This is a genomic window from Streptomyces sp. NPDC056373, from assembly GCF_042262425.1.
In the GTDB taxonomy this organism is placed as follows: domain Bacteria; phylum Actinomycetota; class Actinomycetes; order Streptomycetales; family Streptomycetaceae; genus Streptomyces.
Genome location: NZ_JBHJPX010000011.1, coordinates 67,079 through 92,852, shown reverse-complemented (window position 1 = coordinate 92,852; position 25,774 = coordinate 67,079). Strand labels below are relative to the sequence as shown.

Below are 25,774 nucleotides of genomic sequence, written 5' to 3'. Positions count from 1 at the left end.
AGTCCGGCGCTGTCCGCGGGCGTCCGGCGGAGGCGGTGACGGCACCGCACGACGCCGCGGAGGCCCGGACGCCGATCGGCGGCTCACCGGTCAGCGCAGCCGGCCTCCCCTGGTCCGTCGCCGGTCATCGCGAATGCGGTCCTGGCGGTCCCGGCGGCGGATGAAGTCGCCCGGTTCGAGATCACCGTCCATGAGCCGCCCGATGACGAGACCGACGATGCCCAGCCCCAGCACCAGCAGGAAGGCCCAGAAGTCACCGAAGTACGCGGCGAACCCCAGCGCCATTCCCGCGATCAAGCCCACCACGCCCCTGCTCATCACGTGCTCCTCTCGACGCACCGAGCTTCACGAGGTCCGTCTGATCCGGTCCCCTGCTCCGGTCCCGGCCGCACCCCGGTCCCGGCCGGACCCCGGCCCCGGCCGCACTCCGGTCCGGCCCTGCTCCGATCCGGCCCTGCTCCGGTCCGGCCGTCCCTACTCCTCCCGCCTCAGCGCTCTCCGGATGAGCAAGAAGGCCGCAACAGCGACCAGGGCGATCCCGATGAGGATCAGCACTGCCCCGAGGAAGATCAGGACCGTCCCGACCAGGATCAACATCGACCCGATCAGGATCAATATCGTCCCAATGACGAGAAGGAACACCGCGAGGACGGTCATGACTGCCTCCTGCCCCTACTCGACTCTGGCTCTCGGTCGTCCGCTTTGTAAATAATTCCGGGTGAAAATGGTGCAATGGGGACTGCGGTGGCGGGAGGTCCCTCTTCTGCCCAAGCTTTGTGTGGCGAGGGCGCTCGGGACGACATGCCGCCCATGGCGCGATCGGCTCGCCATCGCCCCGGGACGAAGGGAAGCGAGCAGCGATGACGGACGGTGGGCGGCGGCCGCACAGGGTCGGGGTGGACCGGTCGGAGGGGTTCGGCGAACGACTGCTGGGTGTGCTGCTGGACCGGGCCCACGAGATGCCGCCGGACTTGATCGCCCCACTCGTCGCGGAGGAGGTGGCCAGGGTCGGGGGGCGGGAGGTCTCCATCCTTTTGCAGGACTACGAACAGGTGCTGTTGGTGCCGCTGCCGGGCCGGAGGCTGAAGGTCGGCGGCCCCGAGCCGGTCGAGGAGTCCCCCGCCGGCGAGGCGTTCCTGAGCCGCAGAACGGTGGAGGTGCCGCAGGACGACAGCGTGCGGATGTACCTGCCACTGCTGGACGGCAGCGACCAGATCGGGGTCATGGCCGTCACTCTGGACGACGTCGACGACGACGACCGGCGGCTGCTACGGAGACTCGCCGGTCTGGTCGCGGACATGATCGTCACCAAGGACGCCTACACCGACCAGTTCTTCCAGGCCCGCCGCAGCGCTCCGATGAGCGTGGCCGCGGAGATCCAGTGGTCGTTGCTGCCCCCGCTGTCCATGACCGTTCCTCAGGTCGAGGTGGCCGGCATCCTGGAGCCCGCCTACGACGTGGCCGGCGACAGCTTCGACTACGCCCTCAACGGCGGCATCCTTCACGTGGCCATGCTCGACGCGATGGGCCACGGGCTGGACGCGGCGACCATGGCGACGGTGGCCGTCGGCGCCTACCGCCACACGCGACGGGCCCACACCGATCTGTGGGGGGCGCGGGTGGAGGGCCGTTTTACGAGCCCGCGGCGGCGGGCATCGTGGTGGACCGCCGTCCGGGGATGCGCCACGAACCGGACGGAAGGTCCGCGTCCGACACGCATCGTGTCCTTGAGGATTGGCTGCCCCGGCCTGCGGACACCGGGCGCGGGTGGGCCCCGGCCTGTCGTGTGCGCGGCTGCGGCCGGGGTCCCGGATTGCCCGCGGACACCGGGCGCGGGTAGGCCCCGGCCTGTCGTGTGCGCGGCTGCGGCCGGGGTCCCGGATTGCGGGTCGTGCTGTCGGTGCCGGTCAGTTCCTCCCGGCGGATGACGGGCCGGGCGAGCTTGCCGGAAGGGTGGGGCTCGCTCCTTCACGGGCACGGGGGCGCAGTCGCCCGCGTGCGCCGGGCAGGGGGCGGCCGAGGCGGCGGGTGCCGCTCGTCGTCGCCCCGCCGCGGGCCCTTCGCCGGGCCGACGGAGCCGGTCCCGCCACAGGCATCCCGGTACGGCCGTAATGGACGCCGGCCATGCGGTCGCCGTGCTGCGAGTTCAGCAGGCGGATGAGGCACGACCCGGCCACGATGAGTCCCACGATCACGGCCACGGTCAAGAAGGTCTCCACCGTCCTCACCGTCCCCTCGGTTGCTGCCACACCGTGCCGGTCGCGGCCGGCACCCGTGGAGGTGCGGCCGAGTCCCGGGACCCGTGCCCTCCTTCGGAGTCCCAGACCGCTTCCACGGCCCGGTCGGCGTCGCGCAGCGTCCGCAGGCGCGCCGCCTCCTCCATCAACCGGCTCGCGCTCGACCTACCGCGCGGGTCGCTCGCGGCGGCCATCAGCCAGGCGGCCGAGTCGGGAGCCGTCTGCGGCGGGACGACCAAGAGGTTCCAGCGGCCCACGTGGTAGGAGAGCAACAGCAGTTCATGCGGGTCCTGCTGGTCCCGGAACCAGCCCACGTGCACCACGCGCCCGGCGACGGGCACCTTGCGTGGGATGACCGGCCACTGGGTGGGATTCACCGTGACCCGGGTGATCCGCCCCCACAGCGGTTCCAGTACGGCGGTCAGGGACGGGAGTTCCGCCTCGAGATCGCGGGAGCGGGGCCACCAGGCGCCGTCCAGCAGAGCCGGCGCGGAGCCGATGGGAACGAGCGACAGACGCGGAGAGAGCGAGGAGAGCCGGTCATCGGCTTCGGTCGTCGGCGGGTGGGAAATGGTCGCCATCATGACGCGAACCCTGCCCCGGGCCGACCAGGTCGGCCCGGAATATTGAATCGCCGAAAACGACACGAGCCTGGAAGCCGGTGTTCGAAATATCCTCGGTAAATCCAGCGTACTCCTCCGACAGGCCCGGCGGACCGTGCGGACAACGGACGAAAGCTCCCCCTGCGTTTTCCCCGGAACCCGTCGTCCCTGAGGCAACGATTCCGGGCGAGTTGCGGACAGATTCGATCCGACGCGGCCGGAGGCGGTCCGGGCTGTCACCCTCTGGCCCCGGGCCGCGTAGGCGCAGGTCAGGACTGCTGCACCTGCCCAGGTGCCGGCACTTCCCAAGCTGGGAGGGCGAGTTCGATTCTCGTCACCCGCTCAGGCCGAAGCCGCTTTCACGGAGGGGAGTTGTTCCGGCAGTCCGAGCCCGTGCCGCAGCAGGGTGGTCGCAGGGTCTCGCGCCGGGGGAACGAGACGGCCAGTCGCCGAGCTGCCCGGCCGACGAAGTCCACCGGCAGCAGGTCGGTGGTCAGCTCCGTGCCGAGTCGGGGGAATATCGATCCACTGGTGTGTCGGTCCCCCGACGCGCCCGCCGGCTTCGGCGAGGGTTTCCCTGACGGAGGGGTGACATGGTGAAGGGTGCGGGAGACGACGGGAGCCTGCCTGCGGCCGAGCCGGGTTTCTGGCAGCGGGTCGTCGGTCAACTGGGCGCGGCCCTGGTCGTGGTGGATCCCGCCGGACGGATCCTCGCGGTCAATCCGGCGGCCGAGCGGCTGCTCGGCCGCACCGCCCCGGCGATGCGCGGGGAGGACGCACACGACCTGCTGCACCGGGATGCGCACGGCGGCAGGATCCCCCGGGAGCAGTGCCCGCTGCTGCGGGCCGTGGCCGAGAGGTCCGAGGCACGCGAGGAGGGCGACATCTGCCTGCGCGGTGACGGTCGCCTGATCGCGATCTCCTGGTCCGCTTCTCCCGTGACGGACGACGGCGCCTTCGTCGGCATGGCCGTGCTGTTCACCGACACCACCGGCGAGCGCAGCGCGCGTCGGGAGCGTGCGGCCTACACACGTGCTCTGGAAAACCTCACCGAGCGGCTGACGCTGGTCGCGGAGATCACCGACGTACTCGGCCAGACCCTGGAGACCGATGAGGCCCTCGTCCGGCTGGGCCGTCTGCTGGTTCCCCGCCTCGCCGACTGGGCGGCGGTGGATCTCCGGGTCGCTTCCGGGGAGGTCCACCGGATGGCGGTGACCGGTCCCGCGGGGCGGGAGGCCGGACTGGAGGGCGGGCGCCAGCGTCTCACCGGGGCGGGGGAGGGAGATCACTCACCGCTCGTCCAGGTGCTCAACGGCGCTGATCCCGTACTGCAGCAGGAGGCGGCTCCGGCCGCACCGCCCGCCTCTCCCCTGGCCGCCGTCCACGACGACTTCCTGCGGACGGTGGGCTCGACGTCGGCCATCACGGTGCCGCTCGGCCCCCGAGAGCAGATCACCGGCGCCCTGACGGTGGTGCGCACGGACCCGGAGCACCCCTTCGACAGCGACGACCTGGACGTCGTGAGCGACATCGGCCGTCGGGTCGGCCTGGTCATCGACAACGCACGGCGGTTCGGCCGCCAGCGCGCCGTCGCCGAGGCCATGCAGCGCAACCTGCTCGCCCCACTGCCGCAGCCCGGCCGCCTGCGGCTGGCCGCCCGCTACCAGCCCGCTCCGGCCGGCTCCCAGGTCGGTGGCGACTGGTACGACGCGTTCGAGCGGAAGGACGGCACGCTCGCGCTGGTCATCGGCGACGTCGTGGGTCACGACCTGACCGCGGCGGCCGGAATGGCGCAACTGCACGGCATCCTGCGCTCGCTGGCCTGGGACCACAGCGGCCCGCCCGGTGCCGTCGTCGACCGCCTCGACGACGCCATGCCCGCCATCACCACCGTCCCCATGGCCACCCTCGTCCTCGCCCTGCTCGAAGGCGACCCGCACACCGGTCCGTGGACGCTACGGTGGACCAGCGCGGGGCACCCGCCGCCTCTGCTGCTGACCCGGGACGGACAGGCGCATTACCTCGAAGCGGGACAGGGAGTCGTCCTCGGTGTCCCTCCGGGCACCGGCGGCAGCAGGCCGAGCGCCGCGCGGTCCCTTCCGCCGGGTTCCACTCTCCTGCTCTACACCGACGGCCTGATCGAGATCCCCGGCAGCGACCTGGACACCGGCCTCGGCCGTCTGCGCCGCCACGCCCTCGCGCTCGCCCATGAACCGCTGGGCACGCTGTGCGACCAGCTGCCCGCCCGCATGCCGCCCGGCAGCACCGACGACGTGGCCCTCCTCGCCCTGCGTCTGCCGTCGCTTTGAAGGCGGTGACCGCGGTGAGGCGGGACCCGGGGCTCAGGTGTCGAGGACCAGGACGCGGAACGGGCCGAGCGGGGCCGTCCGAGGTGTGTCGCCTTCGATGTACCGCCATCCCCAGGACCGCAGCGCCTCGACGGTCCTGTGGTCGGAGCGCTTCACCAGCGTGACGGCGAGGGCGGCACCGTGGTCGGTGAGCAGCCGTTTCTGCAGGCGCCGGGCGAGGTTCCAGGCACGGTCCTGGTTCTGCCTGCGTACCCGGGAGGGAACGTGGATCCCGGAGATCACGAAGAGGCGTCCGGAGGCGGCAAGCCGGAGCAGCCACCCCGGAAGGTATCCGTCGAAGCCCTCCCACCAGGGGCCGTCGCCGCGTACGGGGAAGCCGTAGGCGCATCCGGTCAGCGCGGTGGTCTCCGCGATCAGCAGCTCGAATCCGGGTCGCCGTGCGTCGGCCGCGAGCCGCCGCAGGAAGGCGCTGCGGGCCTGGTTCCACGCCCAGGGGCCGCCGCCGGACGTCTCCGCGTACAGATCGCCCAGTTCCTGCAGATGGTCCTCGATCTGACGCCGGGTCAGCGCACGGAGGCGTTGGCCTTCCCGGGGCGAGGAGCCCCGTTCCGGCCTCGGGCCGGGCTTCCGCGTCGCGGGCGGGTGCGAACCGCCGGGACGCCAGAGGAGTTCTGTGGTCGTCGGCGCAGCCGGCACGTTCACGGTCATGAGGCAAGCCCTGCTTCGGGCAGGGACGGACCCGGCCCGGCGTCGTGGGTCGCCGAGAGCGGCACCGGTGTCGGTGTCGGCGCGCGACGCCCTCGGTGTCTTCAACCGTACTCCCGCCGCCGCGCCCCCTTCGGAACCGACGGTGGACGAGAACGCCGAGGCGGGTACGGCGGTGCCGTACCGTCCGCTTCCCGACGGCCGGGAGCCTACGGGAGTACGGTTGAAGACACCGAGGGCATGTCGCACACCGGCTTCCGCGCTGGTCTCGTCCTCGGCGAGACACTTCGCCGGAAGCCTCGCGCAGCGCAGGAGCTTCCGGAGACAGGTCAGCACGATGGCCCCGGCGCTCGATTCCCTCCCCGCCGCCGACGCGTGGCCGGTGCCCGACCCGCGCAGGGCCGTACTGCGGCTCTTCACCGCCGGCACCACGGGCACGAACGGCACCACCGGCACCCACGCACCACCACCCGCCCGAGGGGCGGCGGACCCGCTTCTCCCCGGCTCTTCTCGCGTTCGACCGACCGTCAGGTCGTGACCGCCATGGCCACCGACCTCGGCATCGCCGCGCTCCTCGTGCTCATCGCCGCCGGAGCGTATGTGACGGCTCGGCTGGGTGCACGACGTGCGCCGGCCCGGTCGGACCGGCTCGCCGCCCGCCGGGCCTGACCTGAACCCACCGCTCCACAACCCGTCGAAGGAAACGCCATGATCACCACAGTGCCACCGGCACCGCCCGCACCTCCCGCACCGCCCGTCCGCCCTCTCCTGCGCCTGCGACTCGCGCCCCACAGCGCGCTGCCACGTCGCCTCGACGGGGTGTGGTGGCCCCGTTCGTACGACCTCCTGGTGGAGCTTCCGCAGCTGCTCGCCGCGCTGCCGCGCGCCTGGGGACACATCGCAGGCGTCACGGTGAACGGAGCTGCCTGGTCCGCGGCACCTGGCCGGATGCTCGTCGCCAACCAGGTCGTACGACTGCGGAAGGCGGTCGCGGCGCACGCCCCGGACACCGTCGTCCTGCTCGCTCCCGGCCACGGCCGCTGGGACCTGCTGGTCGTGCCGCCCGACACCACCGAGGAGGCCGCCGAACCGATCATGACCGCCGCGCTCGGCGACCGCGCCTGACCCACCAGGAGTGGCGTGGCCGCGAGGAGGCCCCGAACAAGCAGGTGAGCATCATGCCCGATCCCGATTCCCCGCCTGCGGCAGGTTTGCTGGCGGACGGTGCACACGAATCCATGCGTCCCGGAACGGCGCTTCTGCGGCTCACCACCACTCACGAACGCCGGAGCATCCTCGACGGCGCGTGGTGGCCCCGTTCAAGGAGTCTCGCCTCCGAACTGCCCGGCCTGATCAGCGCACTGACCGAGCGCCTCGGGCCGATCACACGGATCGGCCTGGACGCCGCGGCCTGGGACGAACCACCGACGCGGGTGACCGTCGACGACCGTGTGGTGCACATCGACGTCTTCTCCGTGGGTGACGAAACCGCGCTCGTGACCCGAGGGGACCAGGACCACTTCTCCCTGCTCGTGGTCCCACCTGACACGCCCCCCGAGGCGGCGCGAGCCGCGATGACCGAAGCGGTCCGATCCCACAACCTCAAGCAGGCCCAGCAGATCCTGATCGACACCGGCCTTTGACTCAGCCCGGATGCACACCCGGTGAACCGGCGGTGGTGGGCGCTGCGGGCCGGGCCGGTGTGGCGGGTCCGGTCGCCGCTCAGCGCGAGAAGCCATGGCCCGGGCCGGGGAGCATCACAGCGCCTGGCAGGCGGCGAGTACACCCCTGGGCTGGGGCTGGGGCCCGGCAGGCGCGTCTGTCCCGGGTCAGCCGCGCTCCCGCTCCTCCCTGGCGGCGCGCAGACCGAGAACGACGACGCGAAGCCCGTATTCGAAGCCGGCTTCGCCGTCCATGCCGAGCAGGTCGCTCGATGCCCGGGCGGTCAGGGGGAAGCGTTCGGCATCGATCATCGCGGCCAGCCGCTCGGGGGCGTAGGGGTTGTCCTCGCCGTACGCCGCGCTGGTGTGGGCCTGCTCCTCGATGGTGTGGCCGATGGTGTAGTGCAGGACCGCCGGGAAGCCGCGTGCCGCCTCGCCGAGGGTGAAGCCGGCGTCCAGCAGGGTTCGCAGGTTCAGCTCCACCGCGCGGTGCACGGCCTCGTGGTTCACGTAGGTGCCGGCGAGGACACGTGCTCCGTCCCGGTGACTCAGCATCGCCTGACGCAGTCGGCGGGCCCAGTCGGCGAGCCAGTCCTCCCAGGAGGAGTCGTCGCGGGGCGGCTCCAGCCTCTCGGCCGCCTCGACGTACACCAGGGTGGCCATGGCGTCGAGCAGCTCCTGCTTGTTCTTGATGTGCCAGTAGAGGGTCGGGGCACGCACGCCGAGGTCCTGGGCGATGAGGCGCATGGTGAGCCCGTCGAGACCGACGTCGTCGAGCAGTCGCAACGCCGTCCGGGCGATCACCTCGGAGTTGATCTTCATTCCGCTCCGTCCTTCCTGGGCGCTTGACACCCTAACACCGTTAGAGGCACTCTCTAACGGTGTTAGATTCCCTAACGCCGTTAGATGCGGCGGGCGGGAGCCGAACCGGAGCAGGGGGAAATGCGGATGACCGACACAAAGACGGACGCGGACGTGGTGATCGCGGGTGCCGGACCGACGGGCCTGATGCTCGCCTGCGAGCTACGGCTGGCGGGGGTCGACGTGGTGGTGGCCGACCGGCTCGCCGCGCGGACCGGTGAGTCGCGGGCCGGCGGAATGCACGCCCGGACCATGGAAGTGCTGGACCAGCGGGGCGTCCTGGACCGCTTCCTGGCGGCCGGCACACCGCGCCCGATAGGGCACTTCTCGGGGCTGCGACTGGACTTCGACCACTTCGAGACCAGGCATCCCCGGTCGCTGGTGCTCCTGCAGTCCCACATCGAGCGACTGCTGGAGGAGTGGGCCACCGAGCTCGGTGTACGGGTGCGCTGGTCGTCCGAGGTGACCGGCATCCGACAGCACGACTCCCATGTCGAGGTCGAGGTAGGCGGACCGGAGGTCTCCCGTTCGACCCTGCGCGCCCGCTACCTCGTGGGCTGCGACGGCGGGCGCAGCCCGGTGCGCAAGCTCGCCGGCATCGGCTTCCCCGGAACCCCGGCGACGGTGACCGCGCTGCTCGGCGATGTCGAACTCGCCGATCCGCCCGCCGAATCGCTCTTCATGCAGCGGCGAGAGGGCGGTGACTTCTCGGTGTTCGCCTTCGAGCCGGGCTGGTACCGGGTGATCACCACGGAGTACGACCGTGTCGCCGGCCAGAGGGAACCGGTGACGTTCGAGGAACTGCGGGAGTCACTGCTGAGGATCGCGGGCACCGACTTCGGTATGCACAGCCCCCGTTGGGTCTCCCGGTTCGGCGACGCGGCCCGGCAGGCCGAGCGGTACCGGGAAGGCCGGGTGCTGCTGGCGGGCGACGCGGCGCACATCCACTTCCCGGCAGGTGGTCAGGGACTGAATCTGGGGGTCCAGGACGCGGTCAACCTCGGTTGGAAACTCGCCTCGGTCGTGCACGGCCGGACGCCGGAGATCCTGCTGGACAGCTACCACGCCGAGCGGTATCCCGTCGCGGAACGGGTGCTGCACAACACCCGGGCACAAGCGGCGCTGACGCGTCCGGGCCCGCAGACCGACGCGCTGCGCGACGTACTGCGTTCGCTCATCGAATACGACGACGTCAACCGGCACCTGGGCGGCATGATCACCGCGCTGGACCTCCGCTACCCCATGAGCGACGACCACCCGCTGACCGGTCGCCGGATCCCCGACGTCGATCTGAAGACCGGTGACGGCCGGCGTCGCGTCTTCGAACTGCTGCGCACCGCGCGCCCCGTACTGCTCGACCTCCGCGGTGACACCGCACTGGCCGCCACGGCCGAGAGCTGGGCCGATCGCGTCGACCTCGTCGAGGCCCGGTCCACGGCCGACCACTGGCCCGTCTGGCCTGACGAGGAGACCCCCGCCCCCGCCGCGCTCCTCATCCGCCCCGACGGCCACGTCGCCTGGACCGCACACGCCGGCACCACCCCCGGCCTCGCCGCCCTCCGGACCGCCCTCACCACCTGGTTCGGCCCGGCCACGACCGGCTGAACGGGGGCAAGAGGCTTGCTGCGGGACATCGGGCGATGCGACACCGGTCGCCGCAGCACGGCGGACGTCGTCGACCGCCCGCCGGGGCCGTACCGGCAGGTCTTGCAGAGATCACCGCCATGCCCCATCACATGGAGCTACCCGCCCTGGGGGCCACAGTCGCCGGCGAGGTCATCCGGCACGCAGATCGCAACCGCCAGGTGAAGGGGCGGCTCGATGAGTGGCCCCTGCCGAACTCATCCCCTCCGGGCACCACCAGCTGCACCACGACCGCACCAGATCCAACGGGGAACGACGGGCACAGCCTCGGCTCAGGCCTTCTCCGCACTCACGCGTGGATGCCCGGCGGTGAGCAGCCCGATGTCTTCCACATCGGGCTGGAAGTCAACCTCGTCATCATCCGCACCCCGAGCATGCCCTGGAAAATGCCATAGCGAGCGGCACGTGCACCACGAGGCTCTGACCGTGTTCGGGCCCGCCGACCGACGCGGTGCTGTTCCACCGGTCGGCGGGGCAGACCCGGCCGGTCGGCGGGGGTGTCACCGAAACCTGCCGGATGGTCCGCCTCCTGGCGGCACCGAAAGATCTTCCGTATGACACAGACACAGCCGCCCCGGGAGACACCTGCTCCGCAGGAGAACGCGCTTCCACGGTCCCGAACTTCGCCCGAGTCCGCCGGGCAGGCCCCCGGCCGTCCCTCGATGGGGCGCCTCGTCGGGGTGGACCTGGCACGCGCGCTGGCGGTGTTCGGCATGTACGTCGTGCACATCGGGCCCCCGCTGTCCGCCACACACGGCATCGGCAGCTGGGTCCGGTACTTGGCGGACGGCCACTCGTCGGTGCTGTTCGCCACCCTCGCCGGCTTCTCGCTGATGCTGATCGCGGGCCGCTTCGAGCCGAAGACCGGACCGGCCGGCCGGCAGGCGAAGGCCCGGATCGCGATCCGCGCCGTGATCCTGCTGGCACTGGGCACCGTGATGGCGATGGAGTACGGGGGCGTGATCATCCTCGGCTTCTACGGCGTCTACTTCCTCCTCGCCCTGCCCCTGGTGCGACTGGGCGCGGGGACTCTCGCCATGATCGCGGCGGGGCTCGCCCTCGTCATGCCGCAGCTGGCGTTCGTCCTGACCACGGGGCTGAGCGAATCCGTCCAGCAGAGCATCAACGCCTACGATCCGCTCCGCCACCTCAGCGAGGTGGGAGTGCTCGATCTGCTGCTCACCGGTTTCTACCCGGCGCTCACGTGGATGCCGTTCGTGATCGCCGGCATGGCGCTGGGTCGCATGGACCTGTCGGCGGCTGCCGTCCAGCGGCGCCTGGCGGCGCTCGGTGCCGGCCTCGTCGTGGGGGCTTACGGCTCGTCCCTGCTGCTGGCGGGCAGGAACGCGTTGCGGAGCACGGCCGAGGACATGCCGTCGTCCGGTGGCTCAGGAGCGGCGTCCATGGGCAGTGGGTCCATGGGCAACGGGTCCGGCCCCCGGCTGTCGTACTCGGATCTGCTGGCCGCCGGGCCGCACAGCGGCACCACCTTCGACATCATCGGCAGCGTGGGCGTCGCGATCCTCGTGATCGTGGGCGCGACGGTGCTGATGGACCGCCTGCCGCGACTGCGCCGCCTGGCCAAGCCTGTCATCGCCGTGGGCACCATGTCCCTGACCGCCTACGTCGGCCATTTCGTCGCGCAGTCCGTGCTGTCCACGCCCGCCGGGACAGGGACCCAGCAGTCCTGGGTACCGCTGCTCATGTACGTCCTCGGGGCGATCGTGTTCGCCACCCTCTGGTCCCGCTTCTTCCGCCGCGGCCCTCTGGAGCATCTGCTCAACACCGCCACCAAGCCCGCCAAGTACGTCCGGTGAGGTCCGGTCGGGGTGGTTCGGCTTTCTGCCCCGTCCCGGCCTGAACGGTCTGCCGAAGCCCGCAAGGAGATCTCCCTTGCGGGCTTCGGCTGTGGTTCTCGGCCGACCGGCGTCGGGGACATGCGCAGACGTACGTACTCCCCGAAGTCCTCGTGGGCTGCGAACCGTTGGCCGGTGTGCGGGGCGCCCTCCTTCTTGGTCCTGACCTCGGACAGAGCCGGGGCGCGTTCGGCCTGGCGCTGCAGGTCCGGCTCTTCGGGGGCTTCAGTGGGAGTTCTCGGGCTGGTGGTGTGGGGGGCGTTTGCGTACAGCGCGCCAGCGTGACCGGGTCTGCTCGACGATGCTGTCCCACTGGCGGCGGATTTCGTCCTGGGACGGGCGCCGGCCTTGACGGATCCGGACGAGTTCGTCTCGCACCTCCCGTCCCAGGGCCGCGGACACCACGAGGACGAGCATGGCGCCGAAGAGAAGCGAGGCCATCCCGAAGACCGCGCCGGCCGCGCCGTAGCGCGAGGCGTAGGAATTGAACAGGCGTGGCAGGTAGACGGTCGCGACCACCGAATAGGCCGCGGCCAGGACGGCCGCGCAGACCGCGAACGGGAGCAGGACCGCCCCGGCGAGCCGCTTCGCGGACAGGATCCGGCCGCTCCAGGTGAGGAAGGCCGCGGTCACCGGAACCTCGCACACCGCAGCCGCCAGGCCCAGGCGTCCGCCGCTCAGAGTCGCGTAGAGCCACCCGATCACCGCGGTGTAGAAACTGAGCGCGCAGATCCACCACAGGCCGTTGCGCGTGTTGCGTACACCGAGCGGCTTCAGTTCCCAGGTCTGCTCGAACAGCCGCTGCATGGTCCGGGAGAAGCTCAGCACCGAGATCGCCAGGAACACCGTCCCGAAGACACCGGCACCGACATTCGTGGCCTCTTGGGAGAACACCGCCCGGACGGCTTCAGCACCTCCACCGGCGAGCCCGTAGCGGTTGATGATCCGGTCTGCGGCCTCTGTGCCGAAGACGGCACCGCTCAGCACCACGAGCGGGATCAGTGCGGTCAGCGCACCGGAGGCCAGAGCCATCGAGCGGTCGAAGCCCGCGATCTTCTGGAACCGGTTGATGACGCGCAGCACGAACGTAGGACGCAGCCAGAACGTCAGCGTTCTGTTGAGCCGCTCACGGTTGATTCCCGCTGTCCTGTCCTTCGCTGATCAGGGGTCATATGTGGCGAAGTGAGCCTAAGGGAGGTTCGCACCCGAAGCCGTGGGCGACACAGGAAGGGCACATGGACCACCCTCAGGAGTTGGGGGCGGACACGTGGCGGGCCAGTTCGGTGGCCAGGCGTCGCATGACCGTGCGGTTGGCGCGCCGCATCGTGGCCCGTACGACAGGGGCCAGCAGCCGGTCGGCGAGCGGGGCGCGTACCCACGTGTACGTGAACGAGACGCGGGCCCCGCCGGTGGGCAGCGGTTCGATGACGTAGCTGCCGCGGCCCTGCCGCCGGCCGGCCTCGCTGACGTTGCGTTCGACGATGCGCCGAGGGGCCTCGGACTCGACGACGTCGATGGTGACGTCGGTCTGCGTGCCGCCCAGCGCGGCGGTGACCGTGACGCACGATCCGACGCCCCTGGCGGGGCCGGTGTAGCGCCAGTTGGTCAGGTAGTGGTCGGTGAACCGCTCGTGGTTCGCCATGACGTCGAGGAAGCCGTAGACCTGCTCGGGCGTGTGAGGTACGTCGATCGACACGGTGAGGGGCTTCATGTACCACACGGTACATGCGGCATGTACCGATTGGTACAGTCGTGACGTGGCGACGAGGGACGACTCGCATTCCCAGGGCGAGACCGGGCAGGGCGCGCTCGCGGACCGGCGCGCACGACTGGTGGACGCGGCGGTCGACCACGTCGCGGAACACGGCATCGCGGATCTGAGTCTGCGCGGACTGGGGGCAGCGATCGGCGTCAGCCACCGCATGCTGATCCACTACTTCGGTTCCAAGGAACAGTTGCTCGTCGAGATCGTCCGGACCTCGGAGCGGCGCCAGCGCGATGTGCTGTCCCGGCTCCGCCTGGAGCCCGGTCTCGTGCCCGCCGAGGTCGCGCGGCTGCTGTGGCGGCAGCTGACGGACCCCCGGCTGGCCGGGCAGGAGCGGCTGTTCTTCGAGATCTGCGGGCACGCGCTGCGCGGCCGCCCCGAGGCCGTCCCCGTCCTCGAAGGGCTGGTGACGGACTGGCTGGAGCCGCTCGTGGCCGCTGAGCTCGGCGCGGGGGCGGAGCCCGCCACGGCCCGCAACCGGGCCAGGCTGGGCCTCGCCACCGTCCGCGGCCTGCTTCTCGACCTGCTCGCCACCGGCGACCGCGCCGGCGTCGACTCGGCGATGGAGGAGTTCCTCCGGCTGTACTACGGCCCGGAGTGACGCGTCACCGGCCGGGCACAGTGCCGGTGCCGTGCGCGGGTCGTGTGGTGCTCGATCTCGTCGGCCAGGCGGTCGTCCGGCAACTCGGGCAGGTGAGCAGGCGCAGGTGCTCCGCCCGCCACGGAAACCCGCGCGGCGGGCGGTCGCCTGTCCGGGGGCGGGGCGTCCGGCCCCCGCACGGGGCGTGGTCACCGGCGTCGGGCCCAGCGGGGCCGGGCGCCCGGTCGGTTCAGTGGACGCTGTCCAGCTTGGCCCGCTGCTCCGGGGTCAGGTCGAGGTCCACCGCGCCGAGGCTCTCCTCCAGCTGCGCCACGGACGAGGCACCCACCAGCGGCAGAACCGGGATGTCGCCGCCCATCAGCCAGGACAGCACCACCTGGTTGACGGTCGCGCCGGTCTCGGTGGCCACCTCGCGGATCGCCTTCAGCCGGGGCTGGGTGCCCGCGTGGTCGAAGCCGGGGCCGAGCGGCTTGTCGTCGCGGACGTACGCACCGGAGATCAGGGGGGAGTACGCGACCTGGGTGAGCGACGGGTTGGCGCGGAGGTAGCTGAGGAGGTCGCCGCTGACCAGGCCCTGGTTGCCGTCGGGGGAACGCATGCTCGGGATGTCGGTGCGCTGGCGCAGGTAGCTGTGGTGGTGCTGGAGCACCTCGTAGCCGGGGACACCGGAGGCGGCGGCCAGGGCGCGGGCCCGCTCGATGCGCCAGGACCAGTGGTTGCTCGCACCGAGCAGACCGGCCACTCCGTCGGCGACCACCTCGGCGAAGCCCTGGACGGTCTCCTCCAGGGGGGTCCGCTCGTCCATGATGTGCGCGTACAGCAGGTGGATCTTCTCGATGCCGAGGTACTCCCTGCTGCGCTCCGCCGACTCGCGGATGACCTTCGCGGACAGGCCCTCCACGTCGAGGCTGAAGGTCTGGGTGGGCTGGTTGGGGCGGGCGCCCAGCTTCGTGGCGATGGTGATCTCGTCGCCGATGCCGCGGCTGCGCAGCCAGCGGCCGACGAGCTGCTCGCTCTCGCCGCCCTGTGTGCCGTGCACCCAGAACGCGTAGTTGTTCGAGGTGTCGATGAACGTGCCGCCCGCCTCGACGAACCGGTCGAGGATCGCGAAGGAGGTCGCCTCGTCGACGGTGGTGCCGAAGGTCATGGCGCCGAGGCTCAGAACGCTGACCTCGCGACGGGTGTCGGGCGAGCTGCCGATGACGCGGTACTTCATGGTGGACCTTTCAGTGGTGGGAGGTGACCGAGCCGGTTCCGGCGGAGGCCGCGGCACGGACCGGCAGGCCCGCGAGCAACTCCGCCACGACGGCGTCGATGTGGGGGAGGAGGTAGAAGTGGCCGCCGGCGTACACGCGCAGGCGGAACGGGCCGGTGCTGTGGTTCCGCCAGGCCAGCGCCTGCGGCTCGTCGACCCGCGGGTCGGCGTCGCCGATCAGGGCGGTGACGGGGCACCGCAGCGGGTCCGCGCCGCGGAACCGGTACGTCTCGGTGGCCACGTAGTCGCTGCGGACGGAGGGCAGGATCGCGGCGAGCAGCTCCGGGTTGTCGAGCATCCCCTGGTCGGTGCCGCCGAGCAGCTTGATGTCGGCGATCAGCTGGTCGTCGCTGGCGAGGTGCACCGATCCGGGAGCGGGTATCGACGGGGCGCGGCGGCCGGAGACGGTGAGAGCGGCGGGCGGGAAGCCCGCGTCCCGCAGCCGGCAGGCCACCTCGAAGGCGAGGGATGCGCCCATGCTGTGTCCGAAGACGCTGAACGGCCGCGCCGGCGCGAGGTGTTGCAGCAGCTCCTCGGTGATCAGGTCGGCCATCTCGTGCAGGGACTCCACGCACGGGTCGGCGAACCGCTCCTGCCGGCCGGGGTACTGGACCACCAGCACATCGGCGTGCGCGGCCAGCCGGGCCGAGAACGGGAAGAAGTACGAGGCGCTGCCACCGGCGTGCGGGAAGCACAGCAGGAGCGGGGAGCCGGCCGGCGCGGCGTGGAAGCGGCGCAGCCACGGGCTGCCGGTGGGCGGTACGGCGTTCGGGTGCGGCCGTGTCATCCGGTGCTCCTGGCACGCCCGTTGCCACCGCGGGCCCGGCGGGCCGTGATGGGGATGTGCTTGTAGCCGGAGACGAAGTTGGAGCGGAGCCGCTCGGGAGGCCCGGCCGGCCGGAAGTCCTCGAAGCGGGTGAACAGCTCGTGGAACAGGGTCTTCAGGCTGACGCGGGCGACGCTGTGCCCGATGCAGTAGTGCGGCCCGATACCGAAGGCCAGGTGCTTGTTGGGCCTGCGGCGGATGTCGAACTCCTGGCCGCGTGCGAAGACGGTCTCGTCGCGGTTGGCGGAGCCGAGCCAGATGACGACGGCGTCCCCGGCGCTGATCCTGGTGTTGCGGATCTCCACGTCGCGGGTGGCGTACCGCAGGAAGTGGTTGACGGGCGAGGCCCAGCGCAGGGCTTCGTTCAGGGCCGTGTCGTCGGCCTCCGGGTGGGCCGCCCAGTCCTGCAGCACTCCCGACTCGATGAACTCGGCCATGACGAAGTTCGGCGGGTGGGGGGTGGTGACGTTCGCGCCGAGCAGGAGGCTGTAGCAGTTGGCGACGATCTCCTCGGACGCCATGTGCCGGCCTTCGAACTCCGTGGAGATGAGCACGCTCAGCAGGTCGTCCCCGAGGTTGTCGCGCCGGAACCGGACCAGGTCCTGGAAGTACGCGAACAGGTCGCGGTGGGCGGCCTTCAGGGTGACGTCCCGGCCGCCCGGGTCCTGGTACTCGGGGTCGTCGGCGGCGATGCACACCGTGGTCAGCCTGCTGAGCCAGGCCCAGTCGGAGGTCGGCAGGCCCATCATGGTGCCGGTGACCGACATCGGCATGGCCAGCATGGTCTGCGCGAAGTCGAACGTGCCGCCGTCGCCGAGCGGTTCGATGAGCGGGACCACCAGGTCGCGGATCATCTCGCGCTGCCGGTCGACCGACTTGATGGCCAGGGCCTTCTTGAGGCGTCCCTGCATCTCGGTGTGGCGGGGCGGGTCGGTGGCCGCGAGCTGCTTGCCGCCGGCCGGGTCGTCCGTGCCCAGCAGGTCGAGCATGGTGCCGCGTTCGGAGGTGAAGGTGGCGGTGTCCCGCAGCACCCGGTCGGCGTCCTCGAAGCGCACGATGTTCCAGAACCAGCGCTCGTCGTCGACCTGGTGACGGGTCAGCGTGTCCATCGCGCGCATCCGTCGCCAGACGGGGTGCGGGTCGCCGTCGCTGTAGAGAGCCGGATCCACGAGGTCCACGCCGTCGGCGGGTCCGGCGACGGCCGCGTGCATGGGGCAGCCCGGCGGCGGGGCGAGTGAGGGTCCGGCAGGGGCGGGTGTGGCATGGACGGTCAAGGCCCGTCTTCCTTTCACCGTGATGGGCAGGAAGGCGCCGTGCCGTGTGCCACGCCGCACCCCTCTCCTCGCGGCTCCGGACCGTCGCGCGCCGAGGAACGGCACGGCGTACGGCAGCGGGCGGGAACCTGAGCAGACGGGGTGGGCGGGCTGCACGGCCAGAACGGGACACGGCTCCGGGAAGTACTGCCGGAGCTCGTCCCTCACAGCGCGACGGGGAACCAGCCGGTCTGCGCGGTGGGACGGCCGTTGGACGGCCGGGCCTGGAAGTTGCTTGCGGCACAACGTACATGACACCGGCGGGAAGGTGAAGCCCGCATCTATTTCCCGGTGCCGTCAGTCCGGCACGGAATCCAGGAAGCCGCTCTTGCCTATGAGGTAGGCCAGTTGGGCCCGGCTGCGGCTGCCGAACAGCTCGGCGGCCCAGCGCATGTGGTTGGAGACGCTGCGCGGGCTCATACCGAGACGGCTCGCTATCGCCTCGTCCGTGTGGCCGTTGACCATGTGCCGCAGGATCGTGCGCCGTACCTCGTCGGTGAGGAGCGGAGGGAGCCGGCTGCTGGGAAACTTCCGCAACGGCTGGGCCCGCTGCCAGGCGTGGTCGAAGAGTCCGACCAGGTAGCGCACCACCCCGGGATGTTCGACCGCGAGTGCCGTGTCACGGCGTTCCGAGCCGGGGTCGGGGATGAACGCGATCTTCCGGTCGCAGACGATCAGCCGGTCGAACACCTCGTCCAGGGTGCGCACTTCGCCGCCCGCCTGCGAGATGCGCTCGGCGTAGGTGAGCGTGGGCTGGTGGGTACGGATCGTGTGCTGGTAGATCGTGCGCTGCACGACCCCGCGGCCGATCGCCTCCAGATCGCTCTCCAGCGCCTTGTCGAGCAGCTCCTGAGGGCGGCCGCCGCCGGGCTGGGCGGTCAGCAGCTCCTGCTGACAGGCGTGCACGGCCGCCGAGAGGGTGGCGCTGATCGCCTCGTGGCCCCGCACCGCACGGATCAGGTGCGACTCGCCCTTGCCGTAGCTCTCCAGGTAGACGTCCTGGGCCCGGTTGACCGAGGCGCGCAGCGTCGCGAGAGCGGTCCTCTTCTCCTCGATGACGTTTTCGAGGTGGTCCAGCCGGTCACCGGCCGCCAGACGTGGCGGGATGGCGGCCAGGCTGCCGTCGGGCAACCGCTGGACGAGGCCCAGGTCCAGCAGACATGAAGGGCACTCGGTGGCGGGGGGCCGGCCGCGAAGGGCGTCCGAGTAGTACCGGAGCCCCTCGTCGCAGAGGACCGCATCCCGATCCTCTGCCTCATTGTCCGTAGTTGTGCACACTTTTCCCCCTGCTGGTTTCAGCAATGCGGGATCATCCTGCTCGATCCTCGATGACCTTGCACGTCGATGCGTGCATGCTTCCGACGGGGAACCACCACAGATCTGCCGCACAACCGCCACAGCCCTGGACACCGGAGGAGCCCGAACCGGGTTCTGCGCCGCAGCTGTCCGGGTCTTTCGCAGAAGCAAAACAATGGGGGACAGATGAACAGGAACGTTCTCAGACACCTTCTCGGCACGCTCGCCCTCGTGGGCGCGGCCTTCGCCGGCGTCACCGCCGCCCACGCCCCGGCCGGCCAGGCCGTTGTGGCCGACTCCCAGTGGGGGCCCACCCCCACCCCCGAGATCGGCGAGGACGACTCGCAGTGGGGCTGACGCCGGGCCTGCCCCGCCCGGCGGACCGGCACTGATCCCGGCGCACGCCGACCGGGCCGCCCCGCCCTGAAAACGGAGCGGCGATCCACGCGGCGGCTCCCGTACGCCGTATGTCACCCCTCTTTCCCACAGATTTCGGAGGTCGCTTCGTGCTGCCCGAAACGCCGAACGGTGCGTCACCCGACGGCCACACCTGGTATCCGGCCACCCGGGTCCAGCAAGGTATGTGGGTCCTGGACCGCGACGCGCTGCTGCGGCCCACCCAACTGGTACCCACCGTTGCGGAGTTCACGGGTCCGGTCGACCACGAGGTGCTGGTCTCGTCCGTCCGGAAGGCCCTCGCACGGCACCCCTCGCTGCGGGCCCGCTTCCGGCTCGACATCAAACGCCGCCGCGTCGAGTACCACACCGACGGGCCGCCCGCCGAGCCCGCACTGCGCGACGCCGCCGCCGAGGGATGGACCGAGGACGACGTCGACGACCGCGTACGGACCCTGAGCGGCGCGCCCTTCGACCTGGGCCGGGACGCGCCCGCTCGCGCCGAGATCATCCGCCTCGGCCCGGAGCGCACCCTCCTCGTCCTCAACGTGCACCACATCGTCTTCGACGGGGTCTCGCGCGGCATGCTCCTCGACGAGATCCGCTCCCTCTACCGCGCCGGACTCGACGGCGTGGAGCCCGAACCGGGCGACCCGCCGCACCCGGCGACGGTCGTCGCGGAACGCACCCCCGAGGAGATCGAGGAGCAGGTCGCCGACGTCGTCGGCCGGCTCCGCGGCGCACCCCCCGAGGTCCGGCTGCCGTTCGCCCGCACGGCGTGCGAGGGCGAGGAGTCCCTGCTCGGCGCCACCCTGGCGACGGTTCTCGACGAGGAGACCACCGAGAAGGCGATGGCGGTGGCCGCGCAGGAGGGGTGCACCCCCTTCATGGTCGGGGTCGCGCTGCTCGCCGGCACCCTCGCCCGCACCGGGCCGCAGCGTGACTTCCTCATCGCCTTCGCCTGGCCCGGACGGGACGACCCCGCCACCGCGGACGTGATCGGGATGTTCATGACCACGGTCGTGCTGCGCGTCACCGTCGGCCCGGGTGACACCTGGCGCGACCTGCTCGGCGGGGTGCGCGTCAGCGGCATGGAGGCGTTCGTCGACAGCGACGTCCCCCTCGATGCCGTCTCCGCCGCCCTCAACCCCGACCGCAACGCCCTGTGGCCGCCACTGTCGCCGGTCCTCGTCAACCTCGACGAGGCGCCGCGGTCCCTGGAGCTCACCCCGGACGTCACGGGCCGGCTCCGCCCGCTCGACCCGATGTTCGTCAAGTACGACCTGGCGATGTTCGTCCGGCTGGAGGACACGGCGGGGGGACGGCGACTCGCCCTCTCGCTGGACTACCCCGTCAACGTCTTCGGCCACACCGACGTCTCGCGTTTCCTTCACGATCTGCGGCGCAGCGCCGCGGGCCTGGCCACATTCCCGGAGAAACCCGTGCTCGAAGAGTCCGTACGCCCCACCGCCGCCCCCGCCGACCTGGACGACCCGACGGCCCGCCTGGAACTCGTCCGCTCCGTGTGGAACGAGGTCCTGGGCACCGACGAGTTCGCCGACGACGTCAGCTTCTTCGAGTCCGGCGGCGATTCCCTGCTTCTCGTGCTCCTCGTGGAGCGGCTCGGCCAGGTCTCGGGCCGAGAGGTCCGGACCATGGACCTGTTCCGCTCCCCCACCGTCAGCGGCCAGGCCGAACTCATCGCCGGCGCCGCCGCATCGGCCACCGGGCCCACGGGTGGCAACCGATGACGGCCGGTGCGCTGGCCGCGGAGGTCATGGAGATACCGGACGGCCCGGACGCGTTCGGCGACGCGAGTTTCATCGCGCTCGGCGGCGACTCACTGCGTGCCATGCGCCTGGCCGGAGCGCTCCAGGAGCGCCTGGGGCTGCGCGTCCCGATCATGGAGTTGCTCGGCGACGCCCCGCTCACCGAGGTCCTGGCCGCCGCCACCCCCGTGGCCACGGCGGCCGGGGCGGCACCGGCGGCCCCGGCCGGCCTCGACGCCGAGCAGGCGCTCACCCCCGCCCAGCGCGGTATGTGGCTGATCGAGAAGGTGGCCGGGGGCTCCCCGTACAACCTGGTGTTCCGGTGCTTCGGCCGGGGCGGCCGGCTCGACCCCGGCCTCCTCGCCAAGGCCCTCGCGGCCACCGCAGCACGCCACGAGGGACTGCGGGTCGTCTTCCGCGAGACCGGCGACGACGTGGTCCAGGAGGTCCTCCCCGTCCACGCACCGGAGGTCGTCGAGTACGTCCACGACGATCCGACCGAGACCTTCGAGAACCACGTCCGGCGCCGCGGCGCCGAACTGGGCCGCGAGCCCTTCGACCTGGCCGCCGCTCCCGCCTACCGGTTCGCCCACTTCGTCCCGGCCGACCCTTCCGACGAGCGCTCCGCCCTGGTGCTGACCGCGCACCACATGGTTCTGGACGGCTTCGCCGTGGGCTACCTGCTGCGCGAGGTGTTCGACAGCTACGCCGAGTCGAAGGCCGCGTGCGAACGCGATGCCCGGAGCCTCGGCAGCCCGCTCTCCGCCCTGCGCCGGCACCAGGAGGAGGCCCGCGCCCGAGGCGTCTGGGACGAGCAGACCGAGTTCTGGAAGCAGCACCTCGCCGGGGTCCCCAGCGTCCTCGAACTCCCCGCCGACCGGCAGCGTCCCACCCTCCAGGACGGTGCCGGCGACCGCCTCGGCCTCGACCTCGGCCCGGCCACCACCGACCAGGTCGCCCGCGTGGCGCAGGCCCTCGGCATCACCCCGTACTCCCTGCTCCTGGGCGCCTTCGGCCTCTGCCTGGCCCGTCGCACCGGCAACCGGCGGCTCCTGGTCGGCGTCCCGCTGCTCGGCCGCGGCAGCTCCGAGCTGCGCCGGCTCGTCGCCGTCACGGGCAATCTCGTACCCCTGCTGATCGACGTGGACGACGACCTGGACGTCGCCGCGTTCCTTCGGGGGGTGCACCGCAACCTCGGTGCCGCCATCGACGCGGGCGATCTGCCGTTCGAGGAGATCGTCGCCCGTCTCGGCATCGAGCGAAGCCTCGGCTGCCACCCGCTCGTCCAGGTCTGCTTCGGCATGCACGACCAGCTGGTGCCGAGCGAGCTCAGCGCCGGACCGGTCCGGATCCAGGTCGAGGAAGGGCACGGCGGCGGCTCGCAGTTCGACCTGACCATGCTGATCGGCCGGGCGGACCCGTCGTTCGCCGGCCACCTCGAGTACGCGACGGGTGTGTGGCACGAGGCCGAGGCCCAGTCGTTCGTCTCCGACTTCCTCGCGACCGTCGAGCGGATCAGCGCCGCCCCCGAGGCCCGCCTCGAGGACGTCCGCGGCATCTCCGCCGAGGGACAGCAGCTGCTCGACGAGATCAACGAGACCGGCCGGGACTTCCCCCGGACGTCCCTCGACGCGCTGTTCCGCGAGACGGCGGCGCGTCACCCCGACACCGTCGCGGTCCGCGACGCGCATCACTCCCTCACCTACGGCGAACTCGCCGCTGCCGCCGCCGAGCAGGCCCGCCTGCTGATCGCCGCCGGGGTCGAGCCGGGCGACCGGGTGCTCGTGGGTGTGGAGCGGTCGGTGGCCGAGACCGTCGCCGTGCTCGGTGTGCAGTGGGCGTCGGCCGCTTACGTGGGGATCGACCCGGCGCAGCCGGACAGCCACCTCGCGCGGATCGTGGAGCGGGCCCGGCCCAGCGCCGCGCTGACGGGTCCCGTCGGCTCACCGGCCGCGCGCCGGTTCGCGGAGCTCGGCGCCCCGGCCGTGCCGGTCTGGGAACCCGGCTGGCGGCCCGCCGACCCGGGCACGGTGCCCACACCGCCCGAGGACCCGGCCCGTCTCGCGTACGTCGCCTTCACCTCCGGCTCGACCGGCCGTCCCAAGGGCGTCGGCGTCCCGCACCGCGCGGTGATCCGCCTGGTCCACGAGGCGGGTTACGTGCGGCTCGGCGAGGGCGAGCGGATGCTGCGGCTGTCCCCGCTGTCCTTCGACGCGTCCACCCTCGAACTGTGGGGCGCGCTGCTGACCGGCGCGACCCTGGAGGTCCACCCGGCCGGCCTTGCGTCGCCGACCGAGCTGGGCGCCTTCCTGCGCGAGCGGGGGGTCACCGTGGCATGGCTGACCGCCGGGCTCTTCCGGCTCGTCGAGGAGTTCGCCTCGGACTCGCTCGGCAGCCTGCGCCAGCTCCTCACCGGCGGGGACGTGGTGCCGCACGAGCACACCGCGCGGGTCCTGGCCCGGCACCCCGGCCTGGTCGTCACCAACGGCTACGGACCCACCGAGAACACCACCTTCACCACCACCCACTCGGTGGCACGCGCGGAGGACGTGGACGGGCCGCTGCCCATCGGCCGCCCCGTCCCCGGCACCCGCGTGTACGTGCTGGACGGGCGCCGCCGGCTGCTTCCGCCCGGTGCCGTGGGTGAGCTGTACACCGGCGGTGAGGGCCTCGCCGACGGCTACCTGGGCGACGAGCAGGAGACGGCCCGCGTGTTCGGGCACCTGTCACCGGACGTGGCCGAGCGGCTGTACCGCACGGGCGACCTGGTGCGGATCGACAGCCGGGGCCGGGTGCGCTTCCTCGGCCGCGCCGACGACCAGGTCAAGCTGCGCGGGTACCGGATCGAGCTGAGTGCGATCAGCGACGTCCTCGCCGAGCATCCCGGGGTGCAGGACGCCGTGGTCGTCGTCAGCGAGGGCGACAGCGCGGAGAAGCGGCTCGTCGCCGCCGTCGTCCCGGCGCCGGGTGCGGCCGTCGGCTCGGTGGCCTTGCGCGAGCTGCTCACCGAGCGGCTGCCGTCCTACATGGTCCCGGCGCTGTGGGCCGTGGTGGACCGGCTGCCCGTCACCGCCAACGGCAAGGTGGACCGGCGCGCACTGGCCGCGCTCGCGGGTCCGGCGAAGCAGACCCCGGCCGTGGCCGTCACGGCGGAGCCGGAGTCCGTGGCCGGGACCTCGGCCGTGGCCGGAACGGTGGCGGAGACGGCTGCCGAGACCGGAACGGTGGCGGAAACGGCTGCCGGGACCGGCACCGAGGCGCCGGCCGGTATCGGTCTGGAAGGCATCGCCGCGCTGTTCGCCGCCGTCATCGAGGCGCCGGAGCCGGTCGCGGGCATCACCGAGGACACCGACTTCTTCGTGATCGGCGGCAACTCCCTCGGCGCGGTCCGCCTCATGCGCCAGGTCAAGCAGGAGCTCGGGGTGTCCGTCCGGCTGCGGGACTTCCTGCTGTCCCCCACGCCCGCCGGGCTGCGCGCACTCGTAGCGAAGGCCGCCCTCTGATGGCCCGTACCGCGGCGCCGGTCCCGCCGCTGTCCCTCGCGGACGGCGTGCGGGCACCGGAGTGGGACGAAGGACTGGAGTGCTGGGTCGTGGCGGATCCCCGCCTGGCCCGGCAGGTCCTCAACCACCCCGGCTTCGCCTCGGGGACCTTCGAGCGCTCCTTCCAGCTGTACATGGCGGACGCCACCCGCGCCGAGTACCGCGAGCTCACCGAGTTCCTGCGGCTCTGGTTCGTCCAGGCCGACGCCCCCGAGCACACGGCGCTGCGGCGCCCCGTCCAGCGGATGCTGTCCGCCTCGTACGTACGGTCCCTCACGCCCCGCGTGGAGGAGATCACGCAGGAGTGCCTGACCCGGCTCGCGGCCACACGTCCCTGCGACGTGATGCCGGCCGTGGCCGAGGGCATCTCCGGCGAGGTGATGGCGCACGTGGTCGGCGTCGACGTGGCGCCGCCGGTGCTGCACGAGTGGTCGCGGACCCTGTCGCTGTTCATCGGTGCCATGTACCGCCGCGACCACGCCCGGGCGGCACAACGGGTCATGGTGGAGATGACCGGGGCGCTCGCCGGGGCGCGCGCCCTGGCGGACTTCCCCACCGACACGCCCGAGGACCGGGCGCGCACCAACGCGACCTGGGCGATGTGCCTCTTCGGCGGCCTGGAGACCACCGCCTCGCTGCTCGGCTCCACCGTGCTCACGGCGCTCGGCGACCGGGAGCTGTGGGAGGCGGTACGGGCGGACCGGCCCGGCGTGGTCGAGAACCTGGTGGAGTCCGTGCTGGTGAGCCGGCCGCCGCTGCGGCACCTGGGACGGGTCGTCGCCCACGACCAGGAGATCGCCGGAGCCCGGCTGCGCGCGGGCGACCTGGTCCTGGTGAGCCTCACCGGGCAGGGCCCCCTCGACGAGGCCACGCCCGACGCGGTGTGCCCGGTCACGGGCGCGTCCGCCGCGGAGCCGGCCGGCGCCGAGGGCACCGACCGCAATCTCGTCTTCGGCTACGGGCCGCACTACTGCGTCGGCGCGCCGCTGGCCCGGCTGGAGGCCGCGGTCCTGCTGCGGAGCCTCGCGCGGCGGTTCCCGAACGCCCGGCTGTCCGACGAGGCCGCCGTGTGGGGCCCCAACCTCAGCTACGTCGGTCTCGACCACCTCTACGTCGACCTGGGCGGAGAAGCCTGA

The 25,774-nt window shown here is 71.9% G+C and carries 23 protein-coding genes; 12 read left to right on the top strand and 11 right to left on the bottom strand.

The window, feature by feature from the left end; translation table 11 throughout:
* Positions 1-90: 90 nt before the first annotated feature.
* Positions 91-318, bottom strand: coding sequence for a hypothetical protein (locus ACFCXS_RS23870; protein WP_376645367.1), 228 nt, complete (start codon positions 316-318; stop codon positions 91-93).
* 156 nt (positions 319-474) lie between these two features.
* Positions 475-657 carry a hypothetical protein gene (locus ACFCXS_RS23865; protein ID WP_376645366.1) on the bottom strand — a complete coding sequence of 61 codons (183 nt, stop codon included), beginning with the start codon at positions 655-657 and terminating at the stop codon, positions 475-477.
* A gap of 203 nt (positions 658-860) precedes the next feature.
* Between ACFCXS_RS23865 and ACFCXS_RS23860 the strand changes: the two genes are divergently transcribed.
* The gene (locus tag ACFCXS_RS23860) at positions 861-1,928 is read left to right on the top strand and encodes a PP2C family protein-serine/threonine phosphatase (protein WP_376645365.1); all 1,068 of its coding nucleotides are present in this window, start codon (positions 861-863) and stop codon (positions 1,926-1,928) included.
* Between the two features lie 296 nt (positions 1,929-2,224).
* Here the strand turns inward: ACFCXS_RS23860 and ACFCXS_RS23855 are convergent, their stop codons facing one another.
* Positions 2,225-2,821, bottom strand: coding sequence for a DUF5994 family protein (locus ACFCXS_RS23855; RefSeq protein ID WP_376645364.1), 597 nt, complete (start codon positions 2,819-2,821; stop codon positions 2,225-2,227).
* A gap of 611 nt (positions 2,822-3,432) precedes the next feature.
* On the opposite strand from ACFCXS_RS23855, the gene ACFCXS_RS23850 reads away from it, so the two are divergent.
* On the top strand, positions 3,433-5,148 hold the full coding sequence (locus ACFCXS_RS23850) for a SpoIIE family protein phosphatase (protein ID WP_376645363.1): 1,716 nt from the start codon (positions 3,433-3,435) through the stop codon (positions 5,146-5,148).
* Between the two features lie 33 nt (positions 5,149-5,181).
* Here ACFCXS_RS23850 and ACFCXS_RS23845 read toward each other — a convergent pair whose 3' ends face one another.
* A complete protein-coding gene (locus ACFCXS_RS23845) occupies positions 5,182-5,856 on the bottom strand; it encodes a hypothetical protein (RefSeq protein WP_376645362.1) in 675 nt (224 codons plus the stop codon).
* 531 nt (positions 5,857-6,387) lie between these two features.
* Here ACFCXS_RS23845 and ACFCXS_RS23840 point away from each other — a divergent pair.
* From ACFCXS_RS23840 to ACFCXS_RS23830, 3 genes are read left to right on the top strand one after another with little or no spacing between them, the layout of a single operon-like run.
* Positions 6,388-6,522, top strand: coding sequence for a hypothetical protein (locus tag ACFCXS_RS23840; protein WP_376645361.1), 135 nt, complete (start codon positions 6,388-6,390; stop codon positions 6,520-6,522).
* Between the two features lie 39 nt (positions 6,523-6,561).
* A complete protein-coding gene (locus ACFCXS_RS23835) occupies positions 6,562-6,978 on the top strand; it encodes a DUF5994 family protein (protein ID WP_376645360.1) in 417 nt (138 codons plus the stop codon).
* A gap of 53 nt (positions 6,979-7,031) precedes the next feature.
* Positions 7,032-7,496 (top strand): DUF5994 family protein, encoded by a 465-nt coding sequence (locus tag ACFCXS_RS23830; protein WP_376645359.1) that lies wholly within the window; start codon positions 7,032-7,034, stop codon positions 7,494-7,496.
* 186 nt (positions 7,497-7,682) lie between these two features.
* On the opposite strand, the gene ACFCXS_RS23825 is transcribed toward ACFCXS_RS23830, so the two are convergent.
* Entirely contained in the window at positions 7,683-8,336 is a 654-nt protein-coding gene (locus ACFCXS_RS23825) for a TetR/AcrR family transcriptional regulator C-terminal domain-containing protein (protein ID WP_376645358.1), read from the bottom strand.
* A 126-nt stretch (positions 8,337-8,462) separates the two neighbouring features.
* Between ACFCXS_RS23825 and ACFCXS_RS23820 the strand changes: the two genes are divergently transcribed.
* The gene (locus ACFCXS_RS23820) at positions 8,463-9,980 is read left to right on the top strand and encodes an FAD-dependent monooxygenase (RefSeq protein ID WP_376645357.1); all 1,518 of its coding nucleotides are present in this window, start codon (positions 8,463-8,465) and stop codon (positions 9,978-9,980) included.
* A 593-nt stretch (positions 9,981-10,573) separates the two neighbouring features.
* Entirely contained in the window at positions 10,574-11,836 is a 1,263-nt protein-coding gene (locus tag ACFCXS_RS23815) for a DUF418 domain-containing protein (protein ID WP_376645356.1), read from the top strand.
* Between the two features lie 264 nt (positions 11,837-12,100).
* On the opposite strand, the gene ACFCXS_RS23810 is transcribed toward ACFCXS_RS23815, so the two are convergent.
* Complete coding sequence (locus tag ACFCXS_RS23810) at positions 12,101-12,958, bottom strand: hypothetical protein (protein ID WP_376645355.1); 858 nt, start codon at positions 12,956-12,958, stop codon at positions 12,101-12,103.
* Positions 12,959-13,121: 163 nt separating this feature from the next.
* Positions 13,122-13,586 (bottom strand): SRPBCC family protein, encoded by a 465-nt coding sequence (locus ACFCXS_RS23805; RefSeq protein WP_376645354.1) that lies wholly within the window; start codon positions 13,584-13,586, stop codon positions 13,122-13,124.
* A gap of 46 nt (positions 13,587-13,632) precedes the next feature.
* Here ACFCXS_RS23805 and ACFCXS_RS23800 point away from each other — a divergent pair, with 46 nt between their 5' ends.
* Positions 13,633-14,241, top strand: coding sequence for a TetR/AcrR family transcriptional regulator (locus tag ACFCXS_RS23800; RefSeq protein WP_376645353.1), 609 nt, complete (start codon positions 13,633-13,635; stop codon positions 14,239-14,241).
* A gap of 229 nt (positions 14,242-14,470) precedes the next feature.
* Here ACFCXS_RS23800 and ACFCXS_RS23795 read toward each other — a convergent pair whose 3' ends face one another.
* The 4 genes from ACFCXS_RS23795 to ACFCXS_RS23780 form a co-directional block, all read right to left on the bottom strand.
* Entirely contained in the window at positions 14,471-15,457 is a 987-nt protein-coding gene (locus tag ACFCXS_RS23795; RefSeq protein WP_376645352.1) for an aldo/keto reductase, read from the bottom strand.
* Between the two features lie 10 nt (positions 15,458-15,467).
* Entirely contained in the window at positions 15,468-16,283 is an 816-nt protein-coding gene (locus ACFCXS_RS23790; protein WP_376645351.1) for a thioesterase II family protein, read from the bottom strand.
* Positions 16,280-17,596, bottom strand: a complete 1,317-nt coding sequence (locus ACFCXS_RS23785; protein WP_376645350.1) for a cytochrome P450 — start codon at positions 17,594-17,596, stop codon at positions 16,280-16,282. The genes ACFCXS_RS23790 and ACFCXS_RS23785 overlap by 4 nt, the downstream gene beginning before the upstream one ends.
* 336 nt (positions 17,597-17,932) lie before the next feature.
* Complete coding sequence (locus ACFCXS_RS23780) at positions 17,933-18,766, bottom strand: LuxR C-terminal-related transcriptional regulator (RefSeq protein ID WP_376645349.1); 834 nt, start codon at positions 18,764-18,766, stop codon at positions 17,933-17,935.
* Between the two features lie 351 nt (positions 18,767-19,117).
* Between ACFCXS_RS23780 and ACFCXS_RS23775 the strand changes: the two genes are divergently transcribed.
* The 4 genes from ACFCXS_RS23775 (at position 19,118) to ACFCXS_RS23760 (ending at position 25,774) form a co-directional block, all read left to right on the top strand.
* Complete coding sequence (locus tag ACFCXS_RS23775) at positions 19,118-19,288, top strand: hypothetical protein (protein ID WP_376645348.1); 171 nt, start codon at positions 19,118-19,120, stop codon at positions 19,286-19,288.
* A gap of 149 nt (positions 19,289-19,437) precedes the next feature.
* On the top strand, positions 19,438-21,078 hold the full coding sequence (locus ACFCXS_RS23770) for a condensation domain-containing protein (RefSeq protein ID WP_376645347.1): 1,641 nt from the start codon (positions 19,438-19,440) through the stop codon (positions 21,076-21,078).
* On the top strand, positions 21,075-24,599 hold the full coding sequence (locus ACFCXS_RS23765) for an amino acid adenylation domain-containing protein (RefSeq protein ID WP_376645346.1): 3,525 nt from the start codon (positions 21,075-21,077) through the stop codon (positions 24,597-24,599). The genes ACFCXS_RS23770 and ACFCXS_RS23765 overlap by 4 nt, the downstream gene beginning before the upstream one ends.
* A complete protein-coding gene (locus ACFCXS_RS23760) occupies positions 24,599-25,774 on the top strand; it encodes a cytochrome P450 (RefSeq protein ID WP_376645345.1) in 1,176 nt (391 codons plus the stop codon). Before ACFCXS_RS23765 ends, ACFCXS_RS23760 begins: the two co-directional genes overlap by 1 nt.

Excerpts from the sequence above, each read along its gene's own strand:
- ACFCXS_RS23870 (WP_376645367.1), bottom strand. The coding sequence starts at position 318 with ATGAGCAGGGGCGTGGTGGGCTTGATCGCGGGAATGGCGCTGGGGTTC.
- ACFCXS_RS23865 (WP_376645366.1), bottom strand. The coding sequence starts at position 657 with ATGACCGTCCTCGCGGTGTTCCTTCTCGTCATTGGGACGATATTGATC.
- ACFCXS_RS23860 (WP_376645365.1), top strand. The coding sequence starts at position 861 with ATGACGGACGGTGGGCGGCGGCCGCACAGGGTCGGGGTGGACCGGTCG.
- ACFCXS_RS23855 (WP_376645364.1), bottom strand. The coding sequence starts at position 2,821 with ATGATGGCGACCATTTCCCACCCGCCGACGACCGAAGCCGATGACCGG.
- ACFCXS_RS23850 (WP_376645363.1), top strand. The coding sequence starts at position 3,433 with ATGGTGAAGGGTGCGGGAGACGACGGGAGCCTGCCTGCGGCCGAGCCG.
- ACFCXS_RS23845 (WP_376645362.1), bottom strand. The coding sequence starts at position 5,856 with ATGACCGTGAACGTGCCGGCTGCGCCGACGACCACAGAACTCCTCTGG.
- ACFCXS_RS23835 (WP_376645360.1), top strand. The coding sequence starts at position 6,562 with ATGATCACCACAGTGCCACCGGCACCGCCCGCACCTCCCGCACCGCCC.
- ACFCXS_RS23830 (WP_376645359.1), top strand. The coding sequence starts at position 7,032 with ATGCCCGATCCCGATTCCCCGCCTGCGGCAGGTTTGCTGGCGGACGGT.
- ACFCXS_RS23825 (WP_376645358.1), bottom strand. The coding sequence starts at position 8,336 with ATGAAGATCAACTCCGAGGTGATCGCCCGGACGGCGTTGCGACTGCTC.
- ACFCXS_RS23820 (WP_376645357.1), top strand. The coding sequence starts at position 8,463 with ATGACCGACACAAAGACGGACGCGGACGTGGTGATCGCGGGTGCCGGA.
- ACFCXS_RS23815 (WP_376645356.1), top strand. The coding sequence starts at position 10,574 with ATGACACAGACACAGCCGCCCCGGGAGACACCTGCTCCGCAGGAGAAC.
- ACFCXS_RS23805 (WP_376645354.1), bottom strand. The coding sequence starts at position 13,586 with ATGAAGCCCCTCACCGTGTCGATCGACGTACCTCACACGCCCGAGCAG.
- ACFCXS_RS23795 (WP_376645352.1), bottom strand. The coding sequence starts at position 15,457 with ATGAAGTACCGCGTCATCGGCAGCTCGCCCGACACCCGTCGCGAGGTC.
- ACFCXS_RS23790 (WP_376645351.1), bottom strand. The coding sequence starts at position 16,283 with ATGACACGGCCGCACCCGAACGCCGTACCGCCCACCGGCAGCCCGTGG.
- ACFCXS_RS23775 (WP_376645348.1), top strand. The coding sequence starts at position 19,118 with ATGAACAGGAACGTTCTCAGACACCTTCTCGGCACGCTCGCCCTCGTG.
- ACFCXS_RS23765 (WP_376645346.1), top strand. The coding sequence starts at position 21,075 with ATGACGGCCGGTGCGCTGGCCGCGGAGGTCATGGAGATACCGGACGGC.
- ACFCXS_RS23760 (WP_376645345.1), top strand. The coding sequence starts at position 24,599 with ATGGCCCGTACCGCGGCGCCGGTCCCGCCGCTGTCCCTCGCGGACGGC.